Below are 18,132 nucleotides of genomic sequence, written 5' to 3'. Positions count from 1 at the left end.
GGAACTGCGCGCGCAACAGTGCACGTACGTCGTGCATTGTCGCGCGCGCAGTTCATCAAAAGGGGCCTCGCGCCCCTGAGGAGTACCCGCTCGTTACTGGGGAGTGGTGGGTGCAGGCGCCGGGAGTTCCGACTGGACCACCGGAGGCAGGGCGCGCGGGGTGAGCCACTCGACCGTCGGGGCGTTGTTGCGGTGGACCATCAGCCAGGCGGTGGCCTGGTCGGCCGGGAGCGCGGCCGAGACCAGCCAACCCTGGACGGCGTCCACACCCATACTGTGCAGGCGCTCCCAGGTCTCGTCGTCCTCGACGCCCTCGGCGACCACGGTGAGGCCGAGCGAGTGGGCGAGTTCGACCGAGCAGCGGACCACGGCGGCGTCGTGGTGGTCGGCGACCATCCGGGAGACGAAGGAGCGGTCGATCTTCAGCTCGCCGACCGGCAGGCTGCGCAGCCGTACCAGCGAGGAGTGCCCGGTGCCGAAGTCGTCCAGCGACATCCCGACGCCGTAGCGGCGCAACTCGGCGAGGGTGTCGGCGGCGAGCCGGGAGTCGTCCAGCAGGAGCCGTTCGGTGATCTCCAGCTGCAGGGCGTGGGCGGGCACCCCGTGCCTGGTCAGGTGACCGGCCACCCGGCCGGCGAAGCCCGGGCTGAGGACGTCGCGCGGTGAGACGTTGACGGCGACCTGGACCTCCAGCCCCTGCCGGCGCCAGGTGGCGAGCTGGCCGACGGCGGCCTCCAGGACGTAGTCCGTCAGCCGGGGCATCAGGCCGCTGGACTCGGCGAGGCCGATGAACTCGTCCGGTCCGACCCGGCCCCGGCCCGGCCGGTCCCAGCGCAGCAGCGCCTCCAGGCCGACCACCCGGCCGTCGAAGGCGACCTTGGGTTGGTAGTGCAGCTGCACCTCGTTGGTCTCCAGGGCCCTTCTGAGGTCACCGAGGAGTCCGATCCGGTACGGCGTGTCGAGGTCGCGGGCCTCGTCGTACTGCTCGACGCCGCTGCGGCGGCGTTGGGCGTGGCCCATCGCGACGTCCGCGCGGCGGAGCAGGGCTTCGGCGTCCTGGGCGTGCCGGGGGTAGACGCAGAGTCCGGCGCTGGCCTCCAGGACGAGCAGCAGGCCGTCCAGCCGGATCGGCGCGGCGAGTTCGGCTATCAGGGCCTTGGCGACCCGCTCCAGGGTGTCCGCGCAGCCGACGCCGGGGAGCAGCACGGCGAACTCGTCGCCGCCCATCCGGGCGACCACCGGGCGGCCGCCGCGCTGGACGGCGGGCGGCAGGCTGGAGAACACGTCGTCGGGATCGCTGCGGGCCGGGTTGTGGGTGCCGGAGCGCAGCGCCCGGTGCAGGCGGCGGGCGATGTGGACCAGCAGTCGGTCGCCCGCCGTGTGCCCTAAAGCGTCGTTGAGTGACCTGAACCGGTCGAGGTCGAGCAGGATCAGCCCGACACTGTAGTCCTCCTCGTCCTCGTGGTCGGCGATCGCGTCCTGGGCCGCCAACAGCAAGGCGTGACGATTCGGCAGATCGGTCAGCGGGTCGGTGAGCTGGTCCCGGGCCCGGTCCCGGGCGATCCGCCAGGCGGCCACCAGGACGGCGAGCGGGACCGCGAAGAGCGGCAGCAGCTCGGGTTCGTGCCGGTAGACCAGAACGGCCAGTGGGATGAGCGGCGCGGCCCCGGCCAGCAGCACGCCGAGCAGCAGGACCGCACCCGCCACCCCCTGCGGCGGGCGTGTGGGCGCGCCGCCGGTCGAACGATCCATAAGCCCTGTCCTCCGTCGGGCCCGCCCCGTCAGGCCGCCTTTCGGTGCCGGCACCTCGATGGTGCCGATGGGCGCCAGTGACGGGTGTCCCCTACGGCTCCGGACACAGGACCGGTACCGATCACCCTTGCTGACACACTGTTGCGCTCAAGGGTAAGCCGGTGTCCGCCGGAAGGGCGGACTTTCGGACATCCGTGAGCACCTCACCGACGGAACCTCCGTGAGTCGCCGCCACACAGTGACAGAATGCCCTCTTTCCGACGGCCGGACCCTGGTGACGCGGCATCAGGAAGGTAACGAGTGTCAGGCCTCGGGAGCCTCCTCCGGGAGTTCGGCCTCCGCCGGCCCGACGAGCGCCCGGGCCGCCTCCGAGCCCTGCTCCAGCAGGACGGTGAAGCCCGCGTCGTCCAGCACCACCAGCCCCAGCTGCACGGCCTTGTCGTACTTGGACCCGGGGTTGTCACCGGCCACCACGAAGTCGGTCTTCTTCGAAACCGACCCGGTCACCTTGGCACCACGCGAGGTCAGCGCCTCCTTCGCGCCGTCCCGGGTGTGCCCGGCGAGGGTGCCGGTGACCACCACGGTGAGCCCCTCCAGCGGACGCGGGCCCTCGTCCTCGGCCGCCTCCTCGGTGAACCGGACACCGGCCGCGCGCCACTTGTCGAGGATCTCCCGGTGCCACTCCTCCTCGTACCACTCCTTGATCGAGCGGGCGATGATCGGGCCGACGCCCTCGGCGGCGGCCAGCTCCTCCTCGGTCGCGGCGAAGATCCGGTCCAGGTCCCGGAACTCCCGGGCCAGCGCCTGAGCCGCCACCGGGCCGACGTGACGGATCGACAGTCCGTTGACGTATCGCCACAGCGGACGCTCCCTGGCCTTGTCCAGGTTCTCCAGCAGGAGGGTCGCGGTCTTCTTCGGCTCGCCCTTGAGATTGGCGAAGAACGTGACGGTCTTCTCCGCCGCCGTCCTGTCGTCGAGCTTCGGCATGCCCGTCTTCTGGTCGCGGACCTTGACCGTGATCGGGAGCAGCTGCTCCATCGTCAGCCCGAAGATGTCGCCCTCGTTCTTGACCGGCGGGTCGGCGGGCTCCAGCGGCTGGGTGAGCGCGGTGGCCGCGACGTAACCGAGGCCCTCGATGTCCAGTGACTCCCGGCCGCCGAGGTACGCCACGCGCTCGCGCACCTGGGCCGGGCAGTACTGGGCGTTGGGGCAGCGCACGTCGATGTCGCCCTCGGACATCGGGCGCAGCTGGGAGCCGCACTCGTGGCACTCGACGGGCATCACGAACTCGGTCTCGGTGCCGTCCCGCAGGTCCTCGACCGGGCCGAGGATCTCGGGGATGACGTCGCCCGCCTTGCGGAGCACCACGGTGTCGCCGAGCAGTACGCCCTTGGCCTTGACGATCTGCTGGTTGTGCAGCGTCGCGTACTGGACCATCGAGCCGGCCACCTTCACCGGCTCGGCGAGCACGGCGAACGGCGTCGCCCGGCCGGTGCGGCCGATGCCGACCCGGATGCTGGCCAGCTTCGCCGTGACCTCCTCCGGCGGGTACTTCCAGGCGATCGCCCAGCGCGGGGACTTGGAGGTGGCGCCGAGCCGGCCCTGCAGCGGGATCTCGTCCACCTTGACGACCACGCCGTCGATCTCGTGCTCGACCGCGTGCCGCTGCTCGCCGTACAGCTTGATGAAGGCGCGGACCTCGTCGAGGGTGGCGACCACCCGGTTGTGCCGGGCGGTCGGCAGGCCCCAGTCGTGCAGCAGCTGGTAGGCGTGCGACTGGCAGTCGATGTCGAAACCGACCCGGGCGCCGATGCCGTGCACCACCATGTGCAGCGGGCGGGAGGCGGTGACCAGCGGGTCCTTCATCCGCAGCGAACCGGCGGCGGCGTTGCGCGGGTTGGCGAACAGCTTGACCAGGGCGTGCGGGCGCTTGCCCTCCTTGGCGCGCTCCTCGTTCTCGGCCCGGCGGCGGTCGTTCTCGGCCGCGAACGAGGCGTTCAGCTCGGCGAAGGCCTCGGTCGGGAGGTAGACCTCGCCCCGGATCTCGACCAGCTCGGGGATGTTGTCGCCCTTGAGCTCGTGCGGGATCTCCTTGATGGTGCGGACGTTCGCGGTGATGTCCTCGCCGACCCGGCCGGTGCCACGAGTCGCGGCCAGCACCAACTGGCCGCGCTCATAGGTGAGGTTGACGGCCAGGCCGTCCACCTTCAGCTCGCAGAGGTAGTGGTACTCCACCCCCGCGAGCTCCTTGGCGACGCGCTCGGCCCAGGCGGCGAGCTCCTCGTCGTCCATCGCGTTGTCCAGGCTGAGCAGCCGCTCGCGGTGCTCGACCTTCACGAAGCCCTCGGCGACGCCGCCGCCGACCTTCTGGGTGGGCGAGTCGGGCGTGCGGAGCACCGGGTGCTCCGCCTCGATCGCCTCCAGCTCGCGCATCAGCCGGTCGAACTCCGCGTCGGTGATGACCGAGGAGTCGTGCTCGTAGTAGGTGATCCGATGGGTCTCGATCTCGTCCGCCAGCTCGGCGTGCCGCTCCCGGACCTCAGCCGGAACCTCTTCCCAGCCCTCGACCGCCACCGCGTCCTCCGCATCCTCATGAACTACTCCGGGTTGTCCACCAGACTCTGCGCCGCCTGCGCGCTCAGTGACAGCGCCTTGCGGGCGTAGGCGGGACTCGCCCCCGCCAACCCGCAGGTCGGTGTCACCAGCACGCGGCGGCCCAGCAGCTCCGGGGAGAGCCCCAACCTGCGCCACAACGTCCTGACACCGTGGACACTACCGGCCGGGTCCGACAATCCTTGGTCGGTGGACGGCACCACACCAGCCAGGATCCGCGTCCCGGCCTCGACCGCCTCGCCGATGGTGTCGTCGTCACGCTCTGTCAGCAGCGAGAGGTCCAGTGCGACCCCGGCCACCCCGGCCCGGCGCAGCAGCGGGATCGGCACCTCGGGCGCGCAGCAGTGCACCAGGACGGGCGCGTCCAGGCTGGTGACGACGCCCCGCAGCACCTCCTCCGCGACCTGCCGGTCCACCGGGCGCAGCCGGGAGAAACCGCTCGCGGTCTTCACCGAACCGGCGAGCACGGCGGGCAGCGAGGGCTCGTCCAGCTGGAGTACGAGCTGCGCGCCCGGGATGCGCCTGCGGACCTCCGCCAGGTGCCGGCGCAGGCCCTCGGTGAGCGACTCGGCGATGCCCCGGCAGGCGCCCGGGTCCTTCAACGCCTTCTCACCGCCGCGCAGTTCGATGGCGGCGGCGAGCGTCCACGGGCCGACGGCCTGGACCTTCAGCGCGCCCTGGTACCCCTGGGTGAACTCCTCCAGGGCGTCCAGGTCCTCGCCGAGCCAGGAGTGCGCCCGCTTGGTGTCCCGGCCGGGCCGGTCGGCGAACCGCCAGCCGCTCGGCTCGGTCTGCGCGAACAGCTCGACCAGTAGCCCGGCCCCGCGCCCGATCATGTCGGCACCGGGTCCGCGCGCGGGCAGCTCCGGCAGGTACGGGAGCTGCTCCAGCGCGCCGACGGCGGTCTTCGCGGCCTCGCGGGCGTCGGTACCGGGCATCGAACCGATACCGGTCGCGGCGCCGGTCAGCTCGGGGAAGGCGTATTCAGTGGTCACCCGGCCGAGACTAGTGCCCCTGCGCTACTTCCCCGGACGGGCATCGATCACTGCTGCGGTCACTTCCCGGTCACTTGCCCGGGCGGACCGCGATCACTTCCCCGGGCGGACCGTGATCTCGGTGATCACGGCGTCGCGCGGCAGGTCGAGGGCCGTGAGCACGGCGGTGGCCACCGACTCCGGGGCGATCCAGCGGGTGGGGTCGTACTCCTTGCCCTCCTGCTGGTGCACCTTCACCTGCATCGGGGTGGCGGTACGGCCGGGGTAGACCGTGGTCACCCGGACGCCGTGGGCGTGCTCCTCCGCCCGCAGCGAGTCGGCGAGCGCGCGCAGGCCGAACTTGCTCGCCGCGTACGCGCCCCAGGTCGGGCTCGCGCTCAGCCCGGCACCGGAGTTGACGAAGACGACGTGCCCCCGGACCAGCCGGACGGACGGCAGGACGAGACGGGTCAGCTCGGCCGGCGCGACCAGGTTGACGTTCAGCTGCTCCTGCCAGGCCTTGACCGGGAGATCCCCGATCTCACCGAGCTGGACCACCCCGGCGATGTGCAGCAGCGAGTCGATCTCGACCGGCAGCTCCTGCTGCCCGAGCGCCCAGGAGAGCTTGGCCGGGTCGGCGAGGTCCGCGACCAAGGTACGGGCGGTGGGGAAGCGCTGGCGCAGTTCGGCCGCCCGGCGGGCGTTGCGGGCGAACAGCCAGATGTTCTCGCCGCGCTCGGCCAGCCGCTCGGCCACGACCGCGCCGATACCGGAACCGGCGCCGGTGATCAGGTGGTTGCCCATCAGTGCTCCCGGAGGTGCTGGAGGTGGTCGAGGGCCTCGGCCGGGGTGGCCGCGAAGGTGATCAGCTGGGCGAGCGGCCGGGGCAGGAAGCCCTCCTGGTCCATCCGCAGCAGCTGGGTGTGCAGGCCCTCGTAGAAGCCGTCGGTGTCGAGCACCACGACCGGCTTGTCGTGCAGGCCGTGCTTCTTGAGCTCCAGCACCTCGGACACCTCGTCCAACGTGCCGAGCCCGCCGACCAGCACCACCACGGCGTCCGCGCGGGCCAGCAGCTGGGCCTTGCGCTCGGCGAGGTCGCGGGTCATCACCAGCTCGTCCGCGCCCTCGTAGGTCTTGTGGGCGAGCAGGTCGACCGAGATGCCGACCAGCCGGCCGCCGGCCTCCTTGACGCCGTCGGCGAGCAGGCCCATCAGCCCGGCGTGCGAGCCGCCCCAGACCAGGGTGTGGCCACGCTCGCCCAGCAGCCGGGCGAACTCGGCGGCGGGCTCGGTGTAGCGCTCGTCGAGCGAGTAAGCAGAACAGAAGACGGTGATATTCACAGTCGAACCGTACGCGGCCGGTCAAACTCCGTGCTTACGGCTACCCGACAGGGGCGGCCGGTTGCGTACGGCGTCCCGTGGACGCGATCGTGGCCGAGCCGACCACCCGGGTGCCGTCGTAGAGCACCACGGCCTGGCCGGGCGCGATGCCCCGGGCCGGGGTCGCCAGCTCGACCCGCAGCTCGCCGTCGACCACCGAGGCCGTCACCGGCACCTCGTCGCCGTGGGCGCGCAGCTGCGCGGTGTACGCGCCGTCGGCCAGCGGCGCCGTCCCGCACCAGCGCGGGCGGATCGCGGTCAGCGACAGCACGTCCAGGCCCTCGACCGGGCCGACGGTGACGGTGTTGTTCACCGGGGAGATGTCGAGGACGTAGCGCGGCTTGCCGTCGGCGGCCGGGCGGCCGATCCGCAGGCCCTTGCGCTGGCCGATGGTGAAGCCGTACGCGCCGTCGTGCTCGCCGACCTTCGCGCCGTCCTCGTCCACGATGTCGCCGGTGGCGGTGCCGAGGTGCTTGGCCAGGAAGCCCTGGGTGTCGCCGTCGGCGATGAAGCAGATGTCGTGGCTGTCGGGCTTCTTCGCGACGGCCAGCCCGCGCTGCTCGGCCTCGACCCGGATGACATCCTTGGTGGTGTCGCCGAGCGGGAAGAGCGAGTGGGCGAGCTGGTCGGCGTCGAGCACGCCGAGCACGTACGACTGGTCCTTGGCCATGTCGACGGCGCGGTGCAACTGCCGCTCGCCGGACGGGAGATCGACGATCCGGGCGTAGTGGCCGGTGCAGACGGCGTCGAAGCCCAGCGCGATGGCCTTGTCGAGCAGCGCGGCGAACTTGATCTTCTCGTTGCAGCGCAGGCACGGGTTGGGGGTGCGGCCGGCCGCGTACTCGGCGACGAAGTCGTCGATCACGTCCTCGCGGAACCGCTCGGCCAGGTCCCAGATGTAGAACGGGATGCCGATCACGTCCGCCGCACGGCGGGCGTCCCGGGAGTCCTCGATGGTGCAGCAGCCACGCGCGCCCGTCCGGAAGGACTGCGGGTTCGCGGAGAGCGCCAGGTGCACCCCGGTCACCTCGTGGCCCGCCTCGGCGGCTCGGGCGGCGGCAACGGCGGAGTCCACCCCGCCGGACATCGCGGCCAGCACTCGCAGGCGGCCGTTGCTTGCGGCGGTCGGGGCACCAGGGAAGTCAGTCATGATGCACCCAGCTTACGACGCGGGCCGGAGTGCTCTTGGGGGCGCGAGGCCCTGCTTGATGAACCGCGTGCGCGAAACCGGAAGGCAACGGTCCGCACCCTTCCGCTCGCGCTCAACGCCGCGCTGCGGCAGCCAGCCCCGCGTTACGGGCGCGGTGTACGGCAGGCTCGATGGCCGTCACCAGGGCCGCGACGTCGGCGGGGGTCGAGGTGTGGCCGAGGGAGAAGCGCAGGGAGGCCCGGGCCAGCAGCGGGTCGGCGCCGGTGGCGAGCAGGACGTGGCTGGGCTGCGGGACGCCCGCCGAGCACGCGGAGCCGGTCGAGCACTCGATGCCCTGGGCGTCGAGCAGCATCAGCAGCGCGTCGCCCTCACAGCCGGGGAAGGAGAAGTGCGCGTTGGCGGAGAGCCGTCCGGCAGCGGCCGGGTCACCGTTGAGCACGGCATCCGGGACGACCCGGAGCACACCCGCGATCAGCTCGTCGCGCAGGGCCGCCAGCTCGGCGGCGTGCGTGGCCCGGCGTTCCACCGCGATCGCGGTGGCGGCGGCGAACCCGGCGGCGGCGGGCACGTCGAGCGTGCCGGAGCGTACGTCGCGTTCCTGGCCGCCACCGTGCAGCAGCGGTACCGGAGTCACGCTGCGGGCGAGCAGCAGTGCCCCGACGCCGTACGGTCCGCCGATCTTGTGGCCGGTGACGGTCAGCGCGTCCAGGCCCGAGTCGGCGAAGGAGACCGGGACCTGACCGAGCGCCTGCACCGCGTCGGCGTGCATCGGGATGCCGAACTCGCGTGCGATCGACGAGAGTTCGGTGATCGGCTGGATGGTACCGACCTCGTTGTTGGCCCACATCACGGTGATCAGCGCGACCGACGCCGGGTCACGCTCGACGGCCGCCCGGAGCACCTCGGGGTGCACCCGGCCGTAGCCGTCGACCGGCAGGTACTCGACCTCCGCGCCCTCGTGCTCGGCGAGCCAGTGCACCGCGTCCAGCACCGCGTGGTGCTCGACCGGGCTGCACAGCACCCGCCGCCGGGCCGGGTCGGCGTCCCGGCGGGCCCAGAACAGGCCCTTGACGGCCAGGTTGTCCGACTCGGTACCGCCCCCGGTGAGGACGATCTCGCTCGGCCGGGCGCCCAGCGACTGCGCCAGCGACTCCCGGGATTCCTCGACCACCCGACGGGCGCGGCGGCCGGCGGCGTGCAGCGAGGAGGCGTTGCCGACGACCCCGAGGTGCGCGCTCATGGCGGTGATCGCCTCGGGCAGCATCGGGGTGGTGGCCGCATGATCGAGATATGGCATAGCGGCTCCAAGTGTAGGGGCCGTGGAGGAACTTCCCGGCCCCAGGGCGGTGCAGGGTCACGATTTGGCCATTGCGCGCACTGCAACGCGCCGTTAGCGTCCTGCCTCACCAGCGGGGCGTGGATGGGGTGGGCGCGGATGTCGCAGTCGGTCGACCGGGCACTGACGATTCTGACCTCCCTCGGCGAGGGGCCCGCCTCCCTCGAACAGGCCGCCGCCCGGGTGGGTGTGCACAAGTCCACCGCCCTGCGGCTGCTGCGCACGCTGCAGGAGCACGGTCTGGTGGACCGCCGGTCCGACCACCGCTACCGCCTCGGCGGCCGGCTCTTCTCGCTCGCCCAGCAGGCGTTGGAGGGCATCGACGTACGGCAGGTCGCCGCGCCCTACCTGGCCTCGCTGAACGAGCGGTACGGGCACACCGTGCAGCTCGCGGTGCTGGAGGAGGGCGAGGTGCTCTACCTGGACCGCGTCGACGGCCGCTACCCCGACCGGCCCGGTTCCTGGCCCGATCCGGTCGGCCGGATCGGGCGGCGCGTCCCGGCGGTCGCCACCGCCGTCGGCAAGGTGCTGCTCGCCGACCTGCCGGAGGATCAGCTGACCACCTTTCTGACCGGCCAGGACTTCCCGGCCCGGACCAGGCACAGCATCCGCTCCGCCGAGCAGTTCCGCACCGAGCTGACCGCCGTCCGGCGGCAGGGCTGGGCGGCCGACCAGGCCGAGTACCAGGAGAGCGTCAACTGCATCGCCGCGCCGATCGTCGGGACGGACGGCACCGCCATCGCGGCCTGCTCGATCTCCGCGCCGGTGCTGCTCACCCCGATCGCCGAGCTCAGCCGGCTGCTGCCGGAGCTGCTCTGCACCGTCGAGGCGGTCTCGCTGGCGTACGGCGGGTCGCCTACTCCTCGCTGGTGCGAGAACCGTTGCGGTGCCAAGCACGCGGTGCGCGCCAGCCGTACTTGAGCGCGAGCATCCGCATCACGAAGGCGGAGAGCGCGGCGGCCGTCGCCGTCCAGGCGTCCAGGTGGCCGATCGCGAGCAGCACGGCCACCGCCGTGGCGCCGACCAGGGCGGGCACCGCGTAGATCTCCCGGTCCCAGCGCAGCAGCGCCGGGCTCTCCAGCGCGAGCACGTCGCGGATCACGCCGCCACCGGCCGCCGTGAGGATCCCGAGCGCCACCGAGGGCACGAAGGCGAGCCCGTAGTCGTGCGCCTTGACCGTGCCGGTGACGCAGAACAGCCCGAGACCCATGGCGTCCAGCGTCTGCACCGCCCGGTTGATCCGCTCCACCTCCGGGTGCAGGAAGAACACCACCAGCCCCGCCGCCAGCGGCGTCACGAAGTACCCCAGGTTGGTGAACGCCGCCACCGGCGTGGCACCGATCACCAGATCCCGCATCACCCCGCCCCCGAGCGCGGTCACCTCCGCCAGCACACAGATGCCGAAGATGTCCATGTTCTTGCGCACGGCCATCAGGCCGCCGGACAGGGCGAAGACGAAAATGCCGATCAGATCCAGCGTCTGCTGGAGCCCGGGCGAGAAGATCTGCGAGGTCACCGGCCCAGTCTCTCCCGACGGTCACCCGTCGGAGGCACCGCCCGGCCGTCACGTTGAGGACAGCTCGATCGGCACGCTTCAGGTGTTCCTCACGACCTGCGCAGCGCATGCGGAGATCGCGCGGAATCTGGGGACCGCCGGCCGCCTGCGCGAGGTCGAGCGCCTGGCCCAGACCCTGGAAGTGCGGTCGCCAACATGGATGGACGCGGTCAACGAGTCCCGGGCGATCTTCAACACCGCGACGCCGAGGTAAGCGGGTGAGCTGGTCGTGGGAATACCTCAGCGGTAAGAAACACGTGGGACGGACACACTGACGAGCGGACCGCACGTGGCCCGGCAGCACAGCGGAGAGCCCGGTCATCGACGCGTCGAGCGCGTCGATGACCGGGCTCCGGTCCCAGTCGGCGTTACACCGGGCCGTCCGACTCCGGTTCGCAGTCGTGGAAGACGTACTGATCGATGTCGAGGCCCGCCCGCGCCGCGCCGAGCCAGGCGATCAGCTCGGCTCCGAGCGGGATCCCCTTCTCGGCGGGGCTGCCGAGGTCCCTGATCGACTGGACGAGCACCAAGGAGACGTCGGCGTCACCACTGTCGGCCAGGGCGCCGACGGCGTCGGCGAAAGCCCGCCCCCAGCTCAGCACGACCGGCTCGAGGTCCTCGGGCCTGGCACCGGGCTCCGGCACCGTCGCCCGGCGCATCCAGGACGTGTGGCCGCGCTCGGGCAGCTCCGGCCGACGCCGGCTGCCCATCGCGTACGCCTCGTCCGGCTGTGTGCCGAGCCGGGTGGTGATGTCCTCGGGGGACAGCGTGGTGCTGACGATCCTGAGGTACATGCGGAAGGCGCTCACGGGACATACCTCAGCGCGGTCGGGATCAGGGTCTTGCCGTCCTTGCTGATGAGGATGACTCGGTTGAGCGCATCGTAGGCACAGTCGAACCTCGCGACCAGCTTGGCTCCGACGTACTCCGCCTTGAAGTCGTGGATGTCCTCTCCGATCTTGGCCATGGCCTTCTCCAACTGCTTCTCCCTGATGATCTTGAGGGAGCCCCGCGCGATATCCGTGGCAACCGGAATCGCACCGGCGATCCACGAGCACACCGGGCCGGACGCCCGCGCCGACAGGCCCGGGTGCGCGGCGTGCGCAGTCATCGCACCGGCGGCTCCCACCGCGCACGCGGGGACGTCCTTGGCCCGCTCGACGATCTTGCGGAGCTGGTTGAGGATCCGCACCGCGGCCTCGGACTCCTCGAAGAACTTGGCGATCCCCGTGCTGATCCGGATGATCGCCTTGGTGAGGGCCGGACCCTTGCCGACGAGAACGACCAGGCTGCCGACGTTGACGACCGTCCACAGGCAGCTCTCGACATCGCCCTGGGTGAAGCACTTCTTGGCGTCGGTGATCCCGAGAACGTCCAGCAGGATCTGGCCGCCGTTCTCCTTCACCCAGTCGAGGACGTCCTTGCTCGCGTCCGCACGGGCCTGACGGTACTGGTCGACGCAGGTCTGCCCGCACTGGGCCAGCAGGACCTGCTCGTCGCCGGCCGTGAGATCCGCCCCCGCGCCGCCCGTGACGCCGGTGCCGCCGGACGCCATCGCCGCTTCACGGGCGGCCTGCTCGTCCTTGCGCGCCTGCTCCTCGGCGGCCGTCGCGGCCTGGTTGGCCTGGGTGGCGTCGCCCTGCGCGGTGGCCGCCGCCGCTTCGGCGGCAGTGGCGTCCTGCCCCGCCGTGGTGGCGGTGGCACGGGCGGTGCCGGCGCTGGCGGCGGCGCTGTCGGCGGCCTGGTGGGCGCCGGCTGCGCTCTGCTCCGCGTCGGTGGCCGAACTGCGGGCGGCTGTCGCGTCGGCCGAGGCGTCCCGCGCAGCGAGGGTCGCGTAGAACGCGTCGGACTGGGCCCGCAGGTCGTACCCGGTGGTGTTGGCGTCGGCGGTCTTCGTCGCCTGGGCGTCACTCGCGGCCTGGGCCGCGAAGTCGCGGGCCTTCTGCAGCGAGACCGTGGCGGCGGCAGTGTCCGCAGCGGCGGCGGCGTAGGCCTGGGCCGCCGCCTTCGCTGCGGCGTCGGCCTTCGCAGCTGCGGCGGCCGCGTCCTTGGCGGCCTTGGCCGCCTCGTCGGCCCGGGCCTTGGCGGTGTCGGCCTGGGACTGGGCCAGCGTCTTGCTGGTCTGGCCGACCAGGACGGCCAGCCCGGCGGAGGAGTCGCTCTCCCGGAACGGCGTGCCCAGCGAGATGGCGTCGTTGCCGGAGGCGATCGCGGACGACGCCGCGTCACGCGCCGCCGTGGCGGCCTCTGCGGCAGCGAAGGCCTGACCTGCCGTACGGGCGCTGTCGATGCCCGCCTGGTCGGCCTCGGCGCGCGCCGCCTTCGACGCGACCAGAGCCTGAGCCGTGGCTGCTCCGGCCTTCTGGACCTGATCGTTCGCGTTCTTGACGTTCGTCGCGGCCTGCTCCGACGCCGCGATGGCGTCGGCGGCGGCAGCGTGCGAGGTCGCGGCTGCCGCAGCGGTGACCGCCGCGTCCGCCTGGGCGCTCGTGGCGGCGGCGTTGGCCCGGGCGGCCGCGCCGTCCGCCTGAGTGGCGGCCGTGCGAGCGGAGACGGCGGCCGTGCCCGCGTCGTTCGCGGCGGCCCGCGCGTCGGTGGCCGCAGTGCCGGCCTGACCGGCCGCTGTCGCCGCGTCGTTCGCCGCCTGCCTGGTCTCCTGCGCGTCGGTGGTGCCCTCGGCCGCTGCGGCGATCGCCTCGCTGGCCTTCTGCCTGGAGAGCGTCGCGTCGCGGTTGGCCTCGGCCGCGACGGCGGCATCCCTCGCGTCGGCGGCTCGTCCCTCGGCGGCGCTTGCTGCGGCATCCTTGTCCGCAGCGGTCTGTCCGGCGGTCTGAGCTGCGCCCAAGGCGGTTGCGGCCGCAGCCTGCTGGTCCTTCGCGGTGGCTTCCGCCTGGACCGCCTTGGCCCGCTCCGAGTCCGCCGTAGCCCTGGCGGTCGCGGCGTTGGCACGCTCCTGGTCGGCGATGCCGCGCTGCTTGTCCGCGTCGGCGGCGGCGGACCTGGCGGTCTGCTCCGCCTGCTGGGCCTTCACCTTGTCGGCGGCGGCCCGGGCTGCGGCCTGCCCGGCCTGGTCGGCCTGGGCGGCGGCGGCCACGGCTGCGGCGTGGGCCTGGTCGGCGGCCTCCTGGGCGGCGGCCCGCTGGAACTCGGCCTTGGCGGCGTGGGACTGGGTGTCGCCGAGGGCGTAGAGAGCGGCGCTGTCGGCCTGGGTGGCCGAGACCGCCGCCAGGGTCGCGGCGGTGGCGCTCGCCGAGGACTGCGCGGCGGCGGCCGAAGCCTTGACCACCTGCGCGGACTGCCGGGCGTAGGTCAGACCGCGCCCGTACGGGGTGCCGTTCGCGGCGGCGATCTTACCGGCGTCGGCCTGGGCCGTAGTGGCCTTGTCCGCCTGGGACTTGGCCGATGCGGCGGCGTTCTTCGCGATCGTCAGCTGGACCGCGACCGCCTTCTTGGCGTTGGTGAGGTTGGTGGCGGCCTGGGCGAAGTCGGCCGGCTTCGGGTAGAGGATGTCGCTCTTCGGCCTGCCCTGCCAGTACTTCTGGAAGAGCAGCATCCGGCTGACGATGTACGCCTGCCCCTGCGCCTCGACCATCGCGGCCGAGGCCGTCCGGACGTCCTTGGTCGCCTGGAGGTCGGCGGCCGCGATGTCGGCGCGCTGCTTGGCCTGCGCGTCCTGCTCGGCCTGCCACTCGGCGTTCGCGGTGGCGACCACGTCACCGAACACGTGGAACGGGTCGGCCGGGTCTGCGGTGTCGCAGCCCGCCCACTGGATCTTGAGGTCCTCGACCTCCATCCGGAACTCGGCCGAGTCCTTCACCGGAGCCACCGACGGGAAACCGCCGAGCCGGATCCAACGGGCGATCTGGTACGAGGACATCGCCTTCAGCGAGTCCTCGGACGAGAAGAAGCCGTAGACCCCGCCCCAGGGCTGGTTCGCGGTTTCGGCCTTGCGCTGCTTCATGATGGCGAGCGCCTGGTCCAGCACCGCCTGGGTCGGCTTGGGCGGTGGCGGCGGGTTGAAGTTCTTGTCGCCGCTGTCCAGCAGGAAGTCGCGCATCGGCTTGCCGTAGTCCGGGGCCGTGTAGAACGACTGGTAGTCCGGCGCGACGGCGAAGGACTTGGTGGTGTTCGACCAGCCCGTCTGGCCGGCCGCCTGGGCCTGGTTGGCCGTCCGCTGGTCGTCCTGATCCTGCATCCTGGCGTCGCCGAGCGTGCCGTTGCCCCACCAGGTCACCGCCCGGCGCACGTCCGCGCCGGTGCCGTTCAGGCTCTGGGTGGCTGCGGCCTTGACCCTCGGTCCGCCGGCGTGCAGCCAACTGCCCGCCTGGCACCGGTCCGCGCGGGTGACGTCGGCCGGGATCGCGACCCCGGCGGCGTCGAGATCCGGCAGCGCCCGCTGCCAGATCCGGACCTCGTCCATCCGGCCCGGGAAGTAACTGCCCGGCTGGCCGGCCCAGATGTCCCGGCCGACCTGCACCTGACCGGTGGCCTGCCAGGTCGCCGTGTGCGGCGCGGTGGCGGCCAGGTTGCCGTTCACGTACAGCTTGACCTGACCGGCCGCCGCGTCGAAGACGCCCGTCAGATGCGTCCAGTCGTAGTTGGTGGGGGTGGCGACGGCGACGGCGGTCGAGCCGGCCGCCGTGTCCCAGGCGGCCTTCTCGTCGTCGCCGTGCAGCATGGCGAACACCGGCTTGCCGTCCGCATTCACCTTCAGGTAGAAGCCGGAGACCCGGCTGCTGTCCTCGGACACCACCGTGGAGGACTGCCCGGTCTTGGACAGCTGCACCCAGGCCGAGACCGAGAACGACTGGTCCGTCGGCAGGGTGACCGGCACGGTCATGTAGTTGTCGACGCCGTTCAGCCGGAGCGTCCGGCCACCGGCGGCCGGGTTGCCCCAGATCGACTCATTGTCGGTACGCGGCCCCGCGTAGACGCCGTTGTGGTGAATGGCCCTCGGGCCGCCGTCGATGAGGTTCGGCGAGGAGTCCGGCTCGCTCCACTCGAAGTCGTAGTGCGCCAACTCGCCATTGACGGCGTAACCCGGCACCGGGTCCGCCACGCGCGGCGCGGCCTTCGCCGGGACGGCGTGCGCCACCGACACCACCATCGAGGTGGCCGTCGCCAGCGCGGTGACCGTCAACGCCCGGGCGAGGGCGCGCCGCGCCCAACCCGCACGTATGGGGACTTTCCTGTACATTCCGTCGCCATTTCCTGGAGGGGTGAACTGCGCTCCAGGAGGAGGCGGCCGGGCACCACGGAGATGACGGACCATCAGTTGTTAACGCCCGCACGGCACGGAACATGAGATTCCGGCGATGATTGAGTGCGATCAGCGAAGCCACCCCCCGAAGGCGAGCACATCCTCACACGCCCCAGGGACCACACGACACCCGCCTACCGGCGGGTAGCCCACCCCGCCGATCGGCGGGTGGGTCGGGTCGCGCGGGTGCCGCGTCAGCAGGCCGGGCGCATGCTCTCCACTTCCCCAGCCTGCTGGGACCAAGGGCACGGCAAGGCCTGGGGCTTCGGCGCTGGGCCCTGCCCTCGTTCTTTGACTTGCCCACGGCAGCACGAAGCCCCGCCTTTGGAGGACGGGGCCGTGGAGCAGGCTCTCAGCCGAGTAGGTCGGCGATGGGGCGGAACAGCCGCTGCGGCCGGTCCGGATGATCGGCGCGCACATCCTTGAAGCCGTGGGCGCGGTAGAAGCCGGCAGCGTGGTCGTTGATGGCGTCCACGACCACCAGACGGCCACCGACCTGCTCGGCGGCGGTGGCCACACGGGTCAGCGCGTCGTACAGCAACGCCGAGCCCAGGCGCTGCCCGTGAAGGGTCTTGTCGAGGGCCAGCTTGGCGAGCAGGAACCCGGGGACGGGGCGGTGCTTCGCGGAGAACCGGTCCCGGCTGGGGATTCCCTCCTGGCAGACCTCATGCGGGGTGAGGTGATAGTAGGCGACCACCTTCCCAGTGGCGTCCCGCCAGACGAACGTCCGGCCCAGGTTGGCCCGCACCATCGTCGCGGAGGCATCACGGAGCCAGTCGTCCAGGACGGGAATGCCCGAATCGAAGCCGTCCGCGCCGGTAAGCGGGACGTCGATCAGCTCGCTGATGCGGGTCACCGCTGGTCCACCTGTTCCTGCCACGTCCTGGCGGCCCGGCGCAGGCGCTCGTTCGGTTCGGCGGGCTGGTCGAGGGCGGCCAGCAGGGCTGAGAACTCTTCGGCGGAGACGGCGGTAGCCCGGTAGTCGGCGATGACATCGCGGGCGTAGGCACGGAGGGCGGCGGTGCCGAGTTCCGACTTGGTGATCCCTGCGAGGCTGGCGGCCTCGGTGATGAGGGCGTCATCCTCATCGGTCAGGCGCATCTCGAATCGGCGTTCCTTCGGCCGGCGTCCGGCGGTCTCGGGGGTGGAGGAGGCGGCAGTGTCCATAAATGCACCGTACTACGGGTGTCCGTACAGAGCCAGAAGAAAACGCGCCCCCGGTCAGCGCCCACCCCTTCGCGCACCTTGCCGCGCTGCTCCTCGCCCAATGAGAGGGCCGGCCCGTCAGGCCCGCTCGGCGGGCCTACCCGGCGGCCATGCCCGCCAGCCAGGCCGGGAGGTCGTCGGTGAGCCACTCGCCCACGCCGGGGCTGTCGATGTCGTGGTCGCCCGCGCCGAGGTCGAGGCTGTACACAGCTGCCCCCGCACCGCCGTCGCGCCGCATGAACAGGCCGTGTCCGCCGCTGTCGTCACCGATGAGCACCCAGTCGGGCTGGTACTCGCGTACCTCGTAGGTCTCGTTGCGTTCGAGGAGGTCCTGCGGGCCGTAGATCACCACGCCGTTGGGGAGGCACACGCCGGGCGTCGACCGCCAGAGCCGGGCCAGCGCCGGGGTGGGGCCGTCGCCGAGCTCGGTGGTCCGGGCCACGCGTACGGTCAGGAAACCCGCGAACGAGTCCGCCACCGCTTCCTCCGCGCCGCTCCGGCGGTCACGCCGGATCACCACGTACTCCCCGCCCGTACCCGGCTCCGCCGGACGGTCGAGCGCGAAGTGGTAGGTGTCGCCGGCGTCCGGGTCGGCGTGGAAGCAGAGCCGATCCCCGTCGAGGCGCCACCGAGCGGTGAGGTCGTCGGCACCGCGCTCGCCGGGTGCGGCGAGAGTCGCGAGCGGCACGCCGTCGAGTTCGCCGTCGTTGTACTCGGCCAGCCACCACCGGTACGACGGCGCGAGCGGGCCCACGGCCGACTCGGCCGCGCGGATCCACACGTCCGGCGCACCGCGCCCGGGCCGGGTGGCGATGGCCGGCGATCGGTGGATCAGCGCCCGGAGGAGGGCCAGGTCGGGGGACACGGCTGCGAGTCTGACACAGGGTCACACCGAAGCAGGCAGGAA

Annotated in this window: 14 protein-coding genes and 1 pseudogene; 2 read left to right on the top strand and 13 right to left on the bottom strand. The window is 72.1% G+C overall.

What is annotated here, in order from left to right; all coding sequences use genetic code 11:
• Positions 1-93 precede the first annotated feature (93 nt).
• The 7 genes and pseudogenes from P3T29_RS27635 to P3T29_RS27605 form a co-directional block, all read right to left on the bottom strand.
• Positions 94-1,689: pseudogene (locus P3T29_RS27635) on the bottom strand (bifunctional diguanylate cyclase/phosphodiesterase); the annotation flags it as partial.
• 366 nt (positions 1,690-2,055) lie between these two features.
• Positions 2,056-4,326, bottom strand: a complete 2,271-nt coding sequence (ligA, locus tag P3T29_RS27630) for an NAD-dependent DNA ligase LigA (RefSeq protein WP_280719379.1) — start codon at positions 4,324-4,326, stop codon at positions 2,056-2,058.
• A gap of 23 nt (positions 4,327-4,349) precedes the next feature.
• Positions 4,350-5,360 carry a methionine synthase gene (locus P3T29_RS27625; RefSeq protein WP_280719378.1) on the bottom strand — a complete coding sequence of 337 codons (1,011 nt, stop codon included), beginning with the start codon at positions 5,358-5,360 and terminating at the stop codon, positions 4,350-4,352.
• 93 nt (positions 5,361-5,453) lie between these two features.
• Entirely contained in the window at positions 5,454-6,143 is a 690-nt protein-coding gene (locus P3T29_RS27620; RefSeq protein WP_280719377.1) for an SDR family oxidoreductase, read from the bottom strand.
• Complete coding sequence (locus P3T29_RS27615) at positions 6,143-6,679, bottom strand: TIGR00730 family Rossman fold protein (protein ID WP_280719376.1); 537 nt, start codon at positions 6,677-6,679, stop codon at positions 6,143-6,145. Before P3T29_RS27615 ends, P3T29_RS27620 begins: the two co-directional genes overlap by 1 nt.
• Before the next feature lie 40 nt (positions 6,680-6,719).
• On the bottom strand, positions 6,720-7,868 hold the full coding sequence (gene mnmA, locus P3T29_RS27610; RefSeq protein WP_280719375.1) for a tRNA 2-thiouridine(34) synthase MnmA: 1,149 nt from the start codon (positions 7,866-7,868) through the stop codon (positions 6,720-6,722).
• Positions 7,869-7,980: 112 nt separating this feature from the next.
• Complete coding sequence (locus P3T29_RS27605) at positions 7,981-9,165, bottom strand: cysteine desulfurase family protein (protein ID WP_280719374.1); 1,185 nt, start codon at positions 9,163-9,165, stop codon at positions 7,981-7,983.
• A gap of 138 nt (positions 9,166-9,303) precedes the next feature.
• Between P3T29_RS27605 and P3T29_RS27600 the strand changes: the two genes are divergently transcribed.
• Positions 9,304-10,125: an IclR family transcriptional regulator gene (locus P3T29_RS27600; protein ID WP_280719373.1), complete on the top strand. Its 822-nt coding sequence runs from the start codon at positions 9,304-9,306 to the stop codon at positions 10,123-10,125.
• On the opposite strand, the gene P3T29_RS27595 is transcribed toward P3T29_RS27600, so the two are convergent.
• On the bottom strand, positions 10,061-10,720 hold the full coding sequence (locus P3T29_RS27595; protein ID WP_280719372.1) for a trimeric intracellular cation channel family protein: 660 nt from the start codon (positions 10,718-10,720) through the stop codon (positions 10,061-10,063). The genes P3T29_RS27600 and P3T29_RS27595 overlap by 65 nt on opposite strands.
• 82 nt (positions 10,721-10,802) lie before the next feature.
• On the opposite strand from P3T29_RS27595, the gene P3T29_RS27590 reads away from it, so the two are divergent.
• Entirely contained in the window at positions 10,803-10,973 is a 171-nt protein-coding gene (locus tag P3T29_RS27590) for a hypothetical protein (RefSeq protein ID WP_280719371.1), read from the top strand.
• A 154-nt stretch (positions 10,974-11,127) separates the two neighbouring features.
• Here the strand turns inward: P3T29_RS27590 and P3T29_RS27585 are convergent, their stop codons facing one another.
• From P3T29_RS27585 to P3T29_RS27565, 5 genes are all read right to left on the bottom strand, one after another.
• Positions 11,128-11,568 carry a DUF4279 domain-containing protein gene (locus P3T29_RS27585; RefSeq protein WP_280719370.1) on the bottom strand — a complete coding sequence of 147 codons (441 nt, stop codon included), beginning with the start codon at positions 11,566-11,568 and terminating at the stop codon, positions 11,128-11,130.
• The gene (locus tag P3T29_RS27580) at positions 11,565-15,956 is read right to left on the bottom strand and encodes a LamG domain-containing protein (protein ID WP_280719369.1); all 4,392 of its coding nucleotides are present in this window, start codon (positions 15,954-15,956) and stop codon (positions 11,565-11,567) included. The genes P3T29_RS27585 and P3T29_RS27580 overlap by 4 nt, the downstream gene beginning before the upstream one ends.
• A 415-nt stretch (positions 15,957-16,371) precedes the next feature.
• On the bottom strand, positions 16,372-16,875 hold the full coding sequence (locus P3T29_RS27575; RefSeq protein WP_280719368.1) for a GNAT family N-acetyltransferase: 504 nt from the start codon (positions 16,873-16,875) through the stop codon (positions 16,372-16,374).
• On the bottom strand, positions 16,872-17,186 hold the full coding sequence (locus P3T29_RS27570; RefSeq protein ID WP_280719367.1) for a DUF1778 domain-containing protein: 315 nt from the start codon (positions 17,184-17,186) through the stop codon (positions 16,872-16,874). The genes P3T29_RS27575 and P3T29_RS27570 overlap by 4 nt, the downstream gene beginning before the upstream one ends.
• Positions 17,187-17,322: 136 nt before the next feature.
• Positions 17,323-18,090 (bottom strand): SMI1/KNR4 family protein, encoded by a 768-nt coding sequence (locus P3T29_RS27565; protein WP_280719366.1) that lies wholly within the window; start codon positions 18,088-18,090, stop codon positions 17,323-17,325.
• Positions 18,091-18,132: the final 42 nt, after the last annotated feature.

The organism is Kitasatospora sp. MAP5-34 (genome assembly GCF_029894335.1).
Lineage (GTDB): Bacteria > Actinomycetota > Actinomycetes > Streptomycetales > Streptomycetaceae > Kitasatospora.
This window is presented reverse-complemented; position numbering and strand designations above follow the sequence as displayed.

Coding starts and splice junctions, on each gene's coding strand:
- P3T29_RS27620 (WP_280719377.1), bottom strand. CDS start 6,143: ATGGGCAACCACCTGATCACCGGCGCCGGTTCCGGTATCGGCGCGGTC.
- mnmA (WP_280719375.1), bottom strand. CDS start 7,868: ATGACTGACTTCCCTGGTGCCCCGACCGCCGCAAGCAACGGCCGCCTG.
- P3T29_RS27605 (WP_280719374.1), bottom strand. CDS start 9,165: ATGCCATATCTCGATCATGCGGCCACCACCCCGATGCTGCCCGAGGCG.
- P3T29_RS27600 (WP_280719373.1), top strand. CDS start 9,304: ATGTCGCAGTCGGTCGACCGGGCACTGACGATTCTGACCTCCCTCGGC.
- P3T29_RS27580 (WP_280719369.1), bottom strand. CDS start 15,956: ATGTACAGGAAAGTCCCCATACGTGCGGGTTGGGCGCGGCGCGCCCTC.
- P3T29_RS27570 (WP_280719367.1), bottom strand. CDS start 17,186: ATGGACACTGCCGCCTCCTCCACCCCCGAGACCGCCGGACGCCGGCCG.